Origin of the sequence: Luteibacter aegosomatissinici (genome assembly GCF_023078495.1) — a bacterium.
Lineage (GTDB): Bacteria > Pseudomonadota > Gammaproteobacteria > Xanthomonadales > Rhodanobacteraceae > Luteibacter > Luteibacter aegosomatissinici.
Window position 1 is genome coordinate 3245004 of sequence record NZ_CP095742.1, and the last position, 12258, is coordinate 3257261.

Genomic DNA, 12258 nt, shown 5'->3' on the forward strand with positions numbered 1-12258 from the left:
TCAGGCCGCCCGCGGGTGGATCCGCTGCAGGGCATCGCCGATACGGCGCTCGGCCATTTCCAGTTCGTAGTTGAGTTGCAGGTTCATCCAGCTGCGTGGATCGGTACCGAAGTACCGCGCCAGACGCAAAGCCGTATCAGCGGTGAGGCCCCGCTTACCCGTCACGAGTTCATTGATGCGCGCCGCAGTAACGCCAATGGCGAGTGCCAGGGCGTTTGACGACAACCCCATCGGAAGCATGTAGTCCTCACGCAGGACTTCACCGGGATGCACCGGCGGCAGGCGATCGTTCATGGCTTACCTCTAGTGATAGTCAACGATCTCTACGGCGTGGACATCGCCATCCCGCCAACGAAAGCAGATCGCGCGCAATACCCGCGAAATAGCGCTTCGGTGTCCCTGTCCGCGAATGAGACGATCATGGCATATCATTTATCGATTGTCGATAAACGATCATGCCGGCGGCGTTCGGACCGCGGTATCAGGGAACCTCCCGAGTTCGTTTCCGTCCTGGCGACACGTTAGGTGGCGGTCTGGCCCACGCTGGACCGGATCATGCTATTTCGACTGCCCAGCGTGCCCCGCCAGGTCGAGAACACGCCCCACAGACAAGACCACGCTTGGCGCATCTTGTTCACCGCAAACAGTGATCACCCGGCCAGCGACACCATCTCCACGGATCGCCAGCCTGTTTCGAGGCGCGCCATCAGGTGCAATTCGCCGCAACGGCATAGGACGCCACCACCCGCGAGTCGATCTTCCAGAGTGCGGACTACGGCATCGCGATCGGCGGCCCGCCGCAGGTTGCGCGCGACCGACAGATGCGGCACGAAGGCGTTGAACTCGCGCCCCACTTTCGGCCGCCCAGAAAACGTCGCCTCCAGCTCATTCGCCAGTTGAATGATGGCCTCGTCCGGGTCGGGCGCGAGCCACACCGTCGAAGGGAATGCGCCAACGCGCTCCAGAGAAAACGCGAGCGCGGCGTGCCGACGCCCCACCTCGCGCAAACTGGCCAGATGAGCCGGCGTGATCTCGACCGTATCGTGAAAGGGATACAGCAACGTGAAATGCGCACCGAGGCCAAGTTTCGATGCGGGATCGAGCCGTGCGCGCAGGTCACCGACCAGTGGCTCTGCATCGGGGACCAGCAACGCGACCAGGGTGCGGCTCACGTGCCGACGAACGCGACGCTGGCGATCCAGTTCCTTGTTCGCCGCGCCAGCCGTGCAACCTCAGCTTCGCCATCGAAATCCACGGACACCGGATCGGTCAATGCACCGTGGTTCTCGAATGTACGGGTATTCACCACAGCGTAGAGGTGGCCGTCGATCTCGCTCGTGCACACCGGCACCACACCGCAGCTGGCGCACACGTGGAAATCGGCGGTCTCCGTACCGAAACGGTGGCGGGAGACGCGGGAACCATCGACGATGTGGACGTGCAGTGCCGCCTGCGGATTCGCGGTCCACGTGGCGGCGTGCTTCTGGCAGAACGTACAACCACAAGCGCGCTGTGCGACAGGGATACCCTCCGGCCAATCCAGGTCAAACGCGATGTTGCCGCAGTGGCAGGCACCATGGATCCGCATCGAACACTCCTTCTCTGAATCCATGCCATGGTAGCGCGCCGCGCGCCGGCCTTCAGCGTTCTTCCAGCCAGTGCCACGGTGGCTCATCCAGCATGCCCTGCCCCTCGATCTTCGTCTGGCTCAACGTTTTCTCAAGATGAACGGGCTGACAGGCACTCGACCCTTCCAGGGTCGCGATAAGTCGCGAGGCGTGCGATACCACCCACACCTGGCTGCGGGTGGCCGCGTTCAGTATCAGGCGGCCCAGCGCGGGCAACAGATCGGGGTGCAGGCTCGTCTCCGGCTCGTTGAGCACCATGAGCGGTGGCGGCCTCGGGGTATGCAGGGCCGCGATCCACAGCAGGTAGCGCAACGTGCCATCGGAAAGTTCCGCCGACGAAAGCGGGCGCAGTAGCCCTGGCTGGTGGAAGCGAAGGCTGAGCCGTGCGCCTTCGGATACCACCGACACGTGCGCACCCGGGAACGCATCGTCAACCGACGCATCCAGCGCGCGCGTATCGCCGATTTCCCGAATCGTCTGCCATGCCGCGGCGAGATCGCGCCCATCGTGACTCAGCACGGGTGTGCGCGTGGCCAGTTGCGGCGTGCGTGCCGGGGCGTCGGCATCCGAGCGGAAATGATCGTAGAAGCGCCAGGCACGAATCGTCTCGCGCAGTGCGAGGACTTCGGGTGCGCGTTCGGGATCGGCGATCTGGGTGAACATGGACTCGAAAGGCGCCAGGTGCTGGGCGACGACGCGCCACGATTTCCCATCACGTGAACGTACCGAGGGTCCCTTGCGCACGACGAGCTTGCCGGCATCCCGCAGGAAGGGGCCGCCGAAGATGACTTCCGACTTGATCGCGGGATCGAAATCGAACATCGACATCGAGGGTTCCGGGTAACCGAGGTCAATGGCATATCCGAACTCGTCGCTCGCGAAACCCAGCTTGAGCGCGATCGCATTTTCGCGCGCCGTGCCCTGCACGGGCTCGGTACCGGCGAGCATTCCCTTCGAGAATTTCTCTGGGCCAGCCCACAGCGTCGACCCCAGGCCACCTTCGCGCGAAAGCGCCCCGACCACCCCGCCCTGCGCGGTCTCTGCCAACAGCCTAAGCGCCCGATACAGGCTGGACTTGCCACTGCCATTCGCACCGGTCACCAGGTTGACCGAACCCATGGGCATGACAAGCGAACGCAGCGAACGGTAATTGGCGACGGCGAGCGTGGTGAGCATGTTGATCCTTCAACGTGGGAGGCCCCAGCATAACCCTGAAAAATCTCCTCGCTTGAGACGGCCCACCTCAACGGACCCGGTGCCCCCTAGCGCTGCCCGGCTTCGCCCCGGAACTGACTGGGCGGCAGGGGATGACTGCGTGACCACGCCCGGCGCAACTGCCGCGACGAACCGAAGCCCGAGCGTTCGGCCACCGCCTCCATATCGAGCCGGGATTCGGCCAGGAGTTCGCGTGCCAGCGCCAGGCGCATACGGCTCACGTATTCACTGACGCTCATGCCAGCGTGCTCGTTGAACAGGCGGGAAAGGTGACGGGGGCTGGCCGCGGCAACGTGCGCCAGCGCTTCTACCGACCAGGCCCGCGCAGGGTCCGAGGCCACCGCATCCTGCGCGCGATGGATAGCAGGGTGCATGTGGTTGCGCCCCTCCAGCCACGGGGATAGCTGCGGATCGCCACCTGCTCGCCGCAGGTACACCACGAGGTAACGTGCAACCGCCACGGCAATGGCCGGGCCGACGCGTTCACTTACCACGTGCAGCATCAGGTCGATGCCCGATGTGATGCCGGCGCTGCTCAAGCGCTCGCCATCCTCGACATAAAGCCTGTTCTCGCGAACCTTTGCGCCGGGTACGGCAAGCGCGAGTTTTTCGGTGTCGGCATGGTGCGTCGTGCATTCGAAGCCATCGAGCAGGCCAGCGCGTCCGACCAACATCGCGCCCGAACAGATGGACATCACGCGAATACCCGGCCGCACAACCTTCGCCAGCCAATCCACGATGGCCTGTTCCGCGGCGGCATCCTCGGCCGGCGTTGCCCTGGGCTCACCCATTGGAACATCCGCATGCCCCGGGACCACCACCATCGCGCCATCGGGCACCCGTGACGGGAGTACCCCGATACCATCGATACCCAGACCGATGGAGCTGCCCACCTTGCGGCGAGGGCCGACGAAGGTCACCTCGAAACGTACGTCCGCTTGCAGAAGATTAGCCTTGCGCAGCACCTCCACCGGACCCGCCAGGTCCAGCAGGAGGACCCGGGGCGGCACGACGACGTATACGGGCAACACGGTGCGCATCAAGCGGCCCGGTCCAGCCCGGCACCCAGCGCCTCTTCCACGGTAGCGATGCGGGCGAAGCGATCGGCGAGCACCAGTTCGGTACGCGCGCGGATCTCTGCCGCGCTCCATTCGCGCCCGGTGGCGTCGATCATTGGGAAGGTCAGTGTCGCTTCCCCTACATAATCCACCTGGTAGCCGAGATCGGATGCGTGGCGCGTGGTGGTCTCGCAGCACTGTTCAGTGCGAATGCCCGAGACAATGACGCGCCGGATACCGTGCTCGGTAAGCCATACGTCCAGCCCGGAGCCCACCAGCGCGCTATGCCGGCGCTTGTGGAAGGTGATTGCTGGAGCGATGCGCAGGGGCGCCAGGGTCCTGACAAAACCCGAGGCCTCCGAGAAGACCCCCTCCTCCTCCACATGGAAGATCCGGACCACGGGAATGCCTCGTGCCTGGGCGCCATCGATCAACGCCTGCTGGCGTTCCATGAAGGATGCGACATCGTCCTCACGGAAATAGGGGCGTTGGCGGAATGATTCCTGGGCATCGATGACAAGAAGAGCGGTATCGGTGGGCATGACGGCGTTCCCGGGGTGGCCTTGATGGAAGCCAGTTTGCGCTGCCAGCCGGCGGCAGGACAGCCCCCGTCCGGACGGGTACCGGACCATTCACGCCATCACGAAAACGCCCGCCCGGTTGCCCGGGCGGGCGTTCGTCACTGGGTCACCTGATGGTTAGTTGGTCCAGGTGGCCTTCAGGGTAACGCCCGAGAAGGCGGCGTACCCATTGAGCATCACGTAGTACGTTCCCGTCTGCGGTGAGGTCACCGAGCAGGTCTCGGTGTTACCCGTCACATAGGGGCGGCAGTCATAGCTCGACGTCGTCGGCGCCGAGCCAAACTTCACGTACAGATCCGCATCGCCCGAACCACCCGAGATCGCGATCTTCAGGTTCTTGGCACCCGAGGGGATCGCAACCGTGTAGTTGAGCTTGGCATTCTTCGCCGCCGACAGGCCGGTCACCGCCACGCCGTTCTGTAGCACGTTTCCACCGCCACCGCCCGACGAGCTCACCGTCACCGACGAGGTCTTCGTGTTGGTGGCGCCGGCGTTATCGGTCACCGTTTCGCTCACGCTATAGGTACCCGCCGCGGTGTACGTATGGCTCGGGCTTGCAGCGGTCGACGTGGCGCCATCACCGAAGTTCCACGAATGCGAAGCGATGCTGCCGTCGCTATCGGTGGAGCTATCGGTAAACGTGGCAGTGAGGCCACTGGTGGTAAAGCTGAAGTTCGCCACCGGCGGCACGTTGGTAGTGCCACCACCGCCACTGACCCAATTAGCCTGCGCGTAGGTGTTGAGCTTGCCGATATCGAAGCTGCCGAAGCCAGTGGCTTCGTCGAAGCCGGTAGCGGCCGTGTAGCCATGGCTCTGGTAGCCGTTATTGCCCGACGTAACGTCATGCAGCAACGAGGTCTGCGTCGGGAACGCGGCATAGAACTTCGACGCAGGGAAGCCGATGGCGTTGTTCGCCGCCGACTCGATGCGGGCAAACGCACCCACGAACAGTGGCGACGCGAGCGAGGTACCGCCCACCTGTTCGGTCGATCCGTTGACCACGATCAGCGCGCCCGACGACGACGCCGCATCGAAGGACAGATCCGGGCCCACGCGCTTGGTGCTGCTGGAGACCGACGACTGCCACGACGGCGCGGCTTCATACAGGCTGGTACCACCGCCCGTAGCCCACAAGCGCTGGTTGTTATCACCCTGGCTGGGCGCGATGGCCGAAAGGCCCTCGTTCCACACCGTTTCGCCCGACCACGTCGTGCCACTGGTGGAAAGCTGGGTGCCGCCGACCTGGATAACGTACGGCGAACTGGCCGGTTCGCTGACCGAGTAGTGGGTCAGGTCGATCTTCACCGTGCCCGCGGAATTGGCCACGTAACCCGGCGATCCCGACAGCGGGTCCGTCGACCACTGGTAAACGCCCGCATCGCCCGACGCGATGGAGAAGATCTGTCCCTGGGCTACCGCCTGCTGGAAGATCGCATCATCCGCCGCCTGCGTACCCGACTCCTCCGCGGCCGTTTCGTCTTCACCGAGCGACACGTTGATCAGCTTGGCGATGTTATCGGTGACGGCCTTGTTGTACGTGGCCGTGATGCCTGCATCGGTAATACCCGACGAGCTGGAGTTACCGTTGGCCGAGGTGTAGAAAATCAGCTGCTTCACACCACCGGCGATACCGACGATATCCTGGCTGTCCAGCGACCACTCGCCGTTGGAATCCGGATCATTCGCGAAGGTGCCGCTACCGACCTTGGTGATGGTGCTGTTGACCGTGGCAAGGCCGGCGCTGGCGGTAAAGCTGTTGAGGTCGGTCACGGTCTGCGTGATCGAACCCCAGGTGATGATGCCTACCGCCGTATTCGTCGCAGCCGGCACACCGCTGCCGCCGTAAATCGCGGCGAAGTCCTGCGGATGATGCGCCGCGACGGCCGCAGCCGCCTGCGTGCTCGACGCGGGGCCCGGAACAGTCACGCGCTCGGGGTGATAAACGTGGTGCAGCGTGTGCTTCACGCTGACGTTCTGCAGGCCCAGCACGGCGTTGACCGATTCGCCCAGTGCCGCGGGAACCAGGGCCGGGGCGTCGTTGGCAAAGAACTCGCGACCACCGGATTCGAAGCGCTTGATCGACGTGTGAAAGCCGGTGGTCGCCGCGCCTGCGTTACCGTCGGCCTCGATGAGCAGGTTGTTCGGCGCCACCTGGATGTTGGTGAAGCCGGACTGCTGCAGGTGCGCGACCACCGCCTGTACCTGCGCCTCGGTCGGCCCAAACTGTGCCTTGAACTGGTCCGGCGACAGGAACTTTCCATAGGCTGCGTTGCCCGGCGTGGTCACGTTGCGGAGGAACGCCTGCAACTGGTTCGGGTTGCGCAGCTTCATGCCGATGACAACGTGCAGAGGGTGATCGGCGGCGAGCGCCGTTACCGCCGTCCCTTCGATGGCCGGCTGGCCGGTCATATTGAGCTTGTAACCGGCCGATACTGCGGTCGTCGCGGCAGTCGCAGCCGTGCTGGCCGTGGAGACCTGTGATGTCGTGGCAGGCAGCAAGGCCGCCTTGGTGTTCGTCGTAACCCACGCATCCTCCGCGTGGCTCCCCAGGGATGTCATCGCGAGGGTGATCGCGACCGTCAATGCCGTCTTCCGTGTGACGCGAAAAGCATCGATCTTCATTGCGTTGTGTTCCTTCGTTTGCCCGTAGGAATGCCGCACACATTGCGTGGCGGCGTTGTCACTGCAGGCGCTTGGGCGCAGGAAATTGCGAACCCCTGGCCGTCGCGCCGTCTTTCCCCCTGTCGATCGAGCAGGCGGCTACGGATCTTTCGCGAACCTTTCCGGTAATGCGGGTCGGTTTACAATCCGCTCCGAGGTGTGACGTCCGGCGTGTACGTTAAGTGAAGGCCGGAGCATTCTTGCGGCGGCCGAGATCCGTCCTTGCTGACGGTTTCGTAAGATTGTGCGGCAAGGCACTGGACGACGCGGCCAGGTTGCGAGCGAAATGCGCAAACTCGGGACCGCAAGCGGGACAGCTTCGACGGATGCTTGCCGCACCCTAATTCCTGGAGCTCGCCATGAACGCCTCGCCGGAAGACCGCTGGAACGAACGGCTGGCCGCCGCAGCCACGCTGCTTGGCGCGCGGCTGGATTCACCACCCAGCCTCGATGAACTCGCCGCAGCGGCCTGCATCTCGTCCTTTCATTTCCACCGGGCCTGGCGTGCGCTCACTGGCGAAACCGTCGGCGAAACGATTGCCCGGCTGCGGATCGAAGCCTCGCAGGGCCACCTCCGAGCCGCGGGTGCGAGCGTCACCACCGCTGCCATGGATACGGGCTTCGCCACGCCCCAGGCGTTCGCCCGCGCCTTTCGCCGGCAAACCGGGGTAAGCCCCAGTGCCTTTATCGCGGGCGCGGCCATCGAAAACCGCCCTTTGCCTGATACCGAGGTGCGCGTGGTCCTACGCGAGCCGCTGGAGGTGGTGGCCTTACGACGCAATGGTAACGACTACGTCGCCGTGGCCGAGGCGTATGGGCGGCTTTTCACCTGGGCTGGTGCGGCCGATCTCATGGGACAGTTCGCAGGCATTTATGGCATAGCACTCGATGACGTCGAGAGCGTGGACCATGCACGCTTCGATGCCTGCGTGGCCCTCGGGCCGGTCGACCCGGCCGCCGGGTTTGCGCGGGTCGTGCTCCCTGGCGGCCCCTACCTCGCGTTCACCTACCGTGGCGACTACGCGGGCATACCTTTGGCCGAAGCGGGACTCATGGCCAGTGCGCTGCTCGATTTCGACGCACAACTCGCCGATGCGCCCATGCTTCATCGCTATCTGAACGATCCGGACGAAACACCCGTGGACGAACTGCTTACCGAGCTGTTGCTTCCGCTTGCCAGCGGCAAATAGATGTCCGTGATGGCTTCGTGTTCGGGCACATCCGGAAAGAACGCGACGCGCTGGAAGAACAACGGCGCGTCGCGCGGCGTTTCGCCAGTGTTGCTTAACCACTCGCCGTAAAGGAAACGAACGCTGTCGGCCAGCTGTGCATCGGAACCTATGTGGCGCAACACAGCGCACCGGCCGCCGGCGATGCGTGCGGCGGCCACGCCGGCGTCGTTCGGCGCCACATCGGCACAACTGCAGCAGATATCCATCCGGTACGTTTCGGGTGGTGTTTCATCAGGATCGTGGTAAACGAGGTTCCATGTCGCCGCCTTCGCCGGCGGCAGCGCATGGGCACGACGCCACGCGATAAAGCGACGGACGGTTTCACCGATCCGCTCCGGCGGTCCAATATGTGCAAGGCATGCCACCGATGTTTCAGGGAAGTCCACGATCCGAACATCGGCCTGCGAGTGTGCCATGGGCATGTGAAACCTCCTCACTTCATCCAGGTCCTGCCAGGCGCGCGCCCAGCGCGCCCAGTCGGGTTGTTCACGGAAGGCCGAGGGCGATTGCCCAATGCGCTGGCGAAAGGCTCGCGAGAAGCCCTCAGGACTTTCATAGCCCGCGTCGAGTGCCATGGCCATGATCGATACATCGGGCCGGAAGGCCGCCTGCCATGCCGCCCGCTTGAACCGCGATAGCTGCACATAGCGGTGCACCTCCATCCCCGTCACCGCGGAGAAGCGGCGGTGAAAGTGATACGGCGAATAGGCCGCTTGTGCAGCCAATGTGTCCAGCGACAGGTCCCCGTCGAGGTGGCTATCGATGTAGGCGAGCACGCTGCGGAAACGGTTTTCAGTCATGGATGAAGCGTACCGGACGCTCGACCACAGCACCTGACGGATCTTGCCGCGTTAGTCCGTACCGTTTTCGCGAGGGGACCCGGCTATGGTCTGCGAGCCGCCCGCATCAATGCGGGCCTTTCCGAAACAAGCCGAACATCCGTATCTCCCCCTGACACACGACCACGCCTGTCGTGAAACGGAGCATGGCGATCCTATGTCCGTTTCACAGGATGTGTACGAGCTACCGCCGGGCCGGCGCCGTTGGCGTGGATATCGGCATCCTCGGCTCCGGCTGGAAATTGCCCGGTCGTGCCGACTCAGGCGGCATGTCCATCAGCTGCGCCGTGGGTGTGGCACGTTCGATATGGATCGAACCCAGGGAGGCCATCGCTTCAAAGAAGTGCCAGGGCGCGCCATCGCCCACTCCCAGCGCAATGTGCGTGGCGTCATAGCGCCCTTGCGCCGAATCGAAGCTCACCCAGCGGCCGTTGATCCATGCTTGTGTCCACGCGTGCGGAATGAACACACGGTTCGCTCCGGCGAAGCGATCAACATACACGAGCCCCGTCACGACACGGGCCGGGATACCCAGCGAACGTGCGAACGCTGTCAGCAATACAGCGTGCTCCGTGCAGTCGCCCTTCTTGCTCTGCAGCGTGTCCAGCGCCGAGGCATAGCCAATATCCATGCCCTTCGTGTCGATGGCATCGGTAAGGTAAGCACGCAGCCGGCGCATGCGCGCCATATCAGACGACGCGCTGCCCACGATGGCTTCGGCCGCATCGCGTATGGCCGGTGCGTCGGATTGCACCCAGGGGTTGGCCTCGGTGTCCTCCTTCGTCGGCCCCGGCTCGTCGCCGTGTGGCATGGGCCTGCCGACATCCAACTGATAGACGCCTGCACTGATGTCGCTCACCCGCTGCTCGTCAGTCTCTACGAACGGGTTCGGATGATTGCCTTGCACGGAGATGCGATAGCGAATTGGCGCAACCCGGATGGCGCCCGGAAGCAGGCGTGGCGAAGGTGACATGGCGCTACGCAGCACATCGACATCCTGGTCGGGTGCGGAGGCGCACGCTTCGTCGCATACAGCCATCTCGATACGGTACGCCAACATGGGTGCGACCGATCGGCGGATCTCGCCGCGGTCGTTCACCCAGATTTCGGTCCACTGTGACCCGCCCGACCCTGCCAGGGCCTCACGCAGGTGATGCAACCGCTCCTGGCCGCCAGGAAGGTCAACCATTTCGTCGCCGACCACCGAAACATCCAGGTTCGCGACCTGCTGCTTTTCAGGCTGGAACGTGCGAAGGCTGTAGTGGGTGCCGGCCGTGAAACCTTGCCTTACGATCGCGAGCCGCTGCCCCTCGGGCAGTGTCGCTCCCTCGGGCCATTGCATCAGCGTGACCTTGGTCTGGCCGGCGACCGCACTGGAAAGCTGGAACACCCCCGGGCCATGCGACTCTGCATCAACCTGTACAACATCGGCGCCCTGCCCCGATGCAGTCGAAAACGATACGGGCAGGCCGTCCGCTGTTTCGACAATGCGCGCGGTGCTGTGCGTGACAAGTGGCGTCTTGAAGCGCGCCATGCGCAGGTCGAGCGATTGTGTCGTCACCACCTGCCCCGCCTGCTCGTCGCGCTGGATGTGCACCTTGCCCACCTTTTGCCCGTCGAGCATGACGGTCATCCACGTACTGCTCGCCATAGCCGGGATCGACACGAGGCTGAGCGAGGCGAATGCGAGAAACGGCCTTAGACGCATGAGAATCCTTTCAGCGTTGGAATACTCCATAAACCGCATGGTGCGCTGCGGAGTCAAGCCAAATGCGCGTACATGACAAGGAATTTAACCATGGCCCCTGCTAGCTTCCGGCCTTTGACGAGTGAACCAGATCGGTAAGCGCGCGACGCACGTAGTCGGGCCGTACGGTGGATGGCAGTGGAGTTGCTTGACCGTCGGCGCGCGATTCGGCGGCCCGGATCGCGATAGCACCCAGTGTTGCGGTCGAGGCGAAGAATCGCCATGGGTCGCCATCACCCGCTGCAAGGGCGATATGTGTGGTGTCGTAGACGCCTTGCGCCGAGTCAAAACTAACCCAGTACCCATCGAGCCACGCCTGCACCCACGCGTGCGGGACGAATACATGATCCACCCCGCCGAAACGGTCGTTGTAGACGAGGCCGGTAACGACGCGAGTGGGAATACCAAGCGAACGCGCCAATGCGGCGAGGAGTACGGCATGTTCGGTGCAGTCGCCGCGTCGGCTTCGCATCGTCTCCAATGCCGGTGCGGGCGCCCTGGCCGCCGCTGGATGAAAAGCCTTGAGGCACCCCCGTGGCAGACTCAGCCGCGCTCACACGGGTGTGGATGATCATGGGTGTTTTCAGCCGGTTGAGCCGAAAATCCAGCGACTGCGTCGTAAGGACCTGACCGTCGTGAATATCGCGCGTAACGCGCATGTGGCCAACCTTCTGGCCATCGACCAGAACACTCATCCACGTGTCCTGAGCAGCCGCACCGAGCGGCACGAATAAGAACCAACCCACCACCACTGCAACCGGGATACGCACGGGAATCCTTCCGTCGTCGGGATACCTTATAAGGCGGCCACGGCGACGGAGAGTCAAGACCACGCGCCGCACCGCGCTTTACCCCATGCCGACAGAGCCGGATACGAGCTGCACAAGCTCGCGCCAAATGGACGGCGCGACAGCGGTGACGACGCTGATGAGCAACACCATGCCCCAAAGCCGCTGCTTCCAGTCGAGGAGCTTCCTGACATCGGCCTCCATGGATTTCGCGCCAGATGTGAGGCCGGCGACATCGGCCTTGACCCCACCGACATCCACTTTCAACACGGCTACATCGACCTTGAGCTCGCCGACATCGGCTTTGAGCGCTGAGACAGCGGACTTGAGCTCGGCGATGGACGCTTCGACCGCGTCGAACCTGGCATCGAACTTGGCATCGAGCGTTGCCAGGGAAGTGCTAATGCCGAGGAGCATCTCGACGCTGACATGTCCCGGCGCCATAACGTTTGTGCGGACGACCACGAATATAGCTCCCTTGATGTAGGGGGCTACAGTAACCAAACGGC

Annotated in this window: 12 protein-coding genes; 1 reads left to right on the forward strand and 11 read right to left on the reverse strand. The window is 63.7% G+C overall.

Annotated features, from left to right (window positions below; translation table 11 throughout):
* The 7 genes from L2Y97_RS14425 to L2Y97_RS14460 form a co-directional block, all read right to left on the reverse strand.
* Nucleotides 1-294 (reverse strand): HigA family addiction module antitoxin, encoded by a 294-nt coding sequence (locus L2Y97_RS14425; protein ID WP_247427830.1) that lies wholly within the window; start codon nucleotides 292-294, stop codon nucleotides 1-3.
* Nucleotides 295-650: 356 nt separating this feature from the next.
* Nucleotides 651-1172, reverse strand: a complete 522-nt coding sequence (locus L2Y97_RS14435; RefSeq protein ID WP_247427832.1) for a 2'-5' RNA ligase family protein — start codon at nucleotides 1170-1172, stop codon at nucleotides 651-653.
* Complete coding sequence (locus L2Y97_RS14440; RefSeq protein WP_247427834.1) at nucleotides 1169-1588, reverse strand: GFA family protein; 420 nt, start codon at nucleotides 1586-1588, stop codon at nucleotides 1169-1171. Before L2Y97_RS14440 ends, L2Y97_RS14435 begins: the two co-directional genes overlap by 4 nt.
* 52 nt (nucleotides 1589-1640) lie before the next feature.
* Complete coding sequence (locus L2Y97_RS14445; protein ID WP_247427835.1) at nucleotides 1641-2804, reverse strand: AAA family ATPase; 1164 nt, start codon at nucleotides 2802-2804, stop codon at nucleotides 1641-1643.
* Between the two features lie 86 nt (nucleotides 2805-2890).
* The gene (locus L2Y97_RS14450; RefSeq protein WP_247427837.1) at nucleotides 2891-3883 is read right to left on the reverse strand and encodes a GlxA family transcriptional regulator; all 993 of its coding nucleotides are present in this window, start codon (nucleotides 3881-3883) and stop codon (nucleotides 2891-2893) included.
* A complete protein-coding gene (locus L2Y97_RS14455) occupies nucleotides 3883-4443 on the reverse strand; it encodes an isochorismatase family protein (protein ID WP_247427840.1) in 561 nt (186 codons plus the stop codon). Before L2Y97_RS14455 ends, L2Y97_RS14450 begins: the two co-directional genes overlap by 1 nt.
* A gap of 156 nt (nucleotides 4444-4599) precedes the next feature.
* Nucleotides 4600-7104, reverse strand: coding sequence for a protease pro-enzyme activation domain-containing protein (locus L2Y97_RS14460; RefSeq protein ID WP_247427843.1), 2505 nt, complete (start codon nucleotides 7102-7104; stop codon nucleotides 4600-4602).
* Nucleotides 7105-7502: 398 nt separating this feature from the next.
* On the opposite strand from L2Y97_RS14460, the gene L2Y97_RS14465 reads away from it, so the two are divergent.
* Nucleotides 7503-8333 carry an AraC family transcriptional regulator gene (locus tag L2Y97_RS14465; protein WP_247427846.1) on the forward strand — a complete coding sequence of 277 codons (831 nt, stop codon included), beginning with the start codon at nucleotides 7503-7505 and terminating at the stop codon, nucleotides 8331-8333.
* Here L2Y97_RS14465 and L2Y97_RS14470 read toward each other — a convergent pair.
* The 4 genes from L2Y97_RS14470 to L2Y97_RS14485 all read right to left on the reverse strand — a co-directional run bounded on the left by L2Y97_RS14470 (nucleotide 8255) and on the right by L2Y97_RS14485 (nucleotide 12214).
* Nucleotides 8255-9208 carry an AraC family transcriptional regulator gene (locus L2Y97_RS14470; protein ID WP_247427848.1) on the reverse strand — a complete coding sequence of 318 codons (954 nt, stop codon included), beginning with the start codon at nucleotides 9206-9208 and terminating at the stop codon, nucleotides 8255-8257. The genes L2Y97_RS14465 and L2Y97_RS14470 overlap by 79 nt on opposite strands.
* Nucleotides 9209-9398: 190 nt before the next feature.
* Nucleotides 9399-10922, reverse strand: a complete 1524-nt coding sequence (locus L2Y97_RS14475; protein ID WP_247427851.1) for a transglutaminase-like domain-containing protein — start codon at nucleotides 10920-10922, stop codon at nucleotides 9399-9401.
* Nucleotides 10923-11022: 100 nt separating this feature from the next.
* Nucleotides 11023-11433 (reverse strand): transglutaminase-like domain-containing protein, encoded by a 411-nt coding sequence (locus L2Y97_RS14480; protein ID WP_247427854.1) that lies wholly within the window; start codon nucleotides 11431-11433, stop codon nucleotides 11023-11025.
* Nucleotides 11434-11809: 376 nt separating this feature from the next.
* Entirely contained in the window at nucleotides 11810-12214 is a 405-nt protein-coding gene (locus tag L2Y97_RS14485; protein WP_247427857.1) for a hypothetical protein, read from the reverse strand.
* Nucleotides 12215-12258: the final 44 nt, after the last annotated feature.

What these genes read in the sequence shown, in the direction of transcription:
- L2Y97_RS14425 (WP_247427830.1), bottom strand. Translation starts at nt 294, where the DNA reads ATGAACGATCGCCTGCCGCCGGTGCATCCCGGTGAAGTCCTGCGTGAG.
- L2Y97_RS14440 (WP_247427834.1), bottom strand. Translation starts at nt 1,588, where the DNA reads ATGCGGATCCATGGTGCCTGCCACTGCGGCAACATCGCGTTTGACCTG.
- L2Y97_RS14445 (WP_247427835.1), bottom strand. Translation starts at nt 2,804, where the DNA reads ATGCTCACCACGCTCGCCGTCGCCAATTACCGTTCGCTGCGTTCGCTT.
- L2Y97_RS14450 (WP_247427837.1), bottom strand. Translation starts at nt 3,883, where the DNA reads ATGCGCACCGTGTTGCCCGTATACGTCGTCGTGCCGCCCCGGGTCCTC.
- L2Y97_RS14455 (WP_247427840.1), bottom strand. Translation starts at nt 4,443, where the DNA reads ATGCCCACCGATACCGCTCTTCTTGTCATCGATGCCCAGGAATCATTC.
- L2Y97_RS14460 (WP_247427843.1), bottom strand. Translation starts at nt 7,104, where the DNA reads ATGAAGATCGATGCTTTTCGCGTCACACGGAAGACGGCATTGACGGTC.
- L2Y97_RS14465 (WP_247427846.1), top strand. Translation starts at nt 7,503, where the DNA reads ATGAACGCCTCGCCGGAAGACCGCTGGAACGAACGGCTGGCCGCCGCA.
- L2Y97_RS14475 (WP_247427851.1), bottom strand. Translation starts at nt 10,922, where the DNA reads ATGCGTCTAAGGCCGTTTCTCGCATTCGCCTCGCTCAGCCTCGTGTCG.
- L2Y97_RS14480 (WP_247427854.1), bottom strand. Translation starts at nt 11,433, where the DNA reads ATGCGAAGCCGACGCGGCGACTGCACCGAACATGCCGTACTCCTCGCC.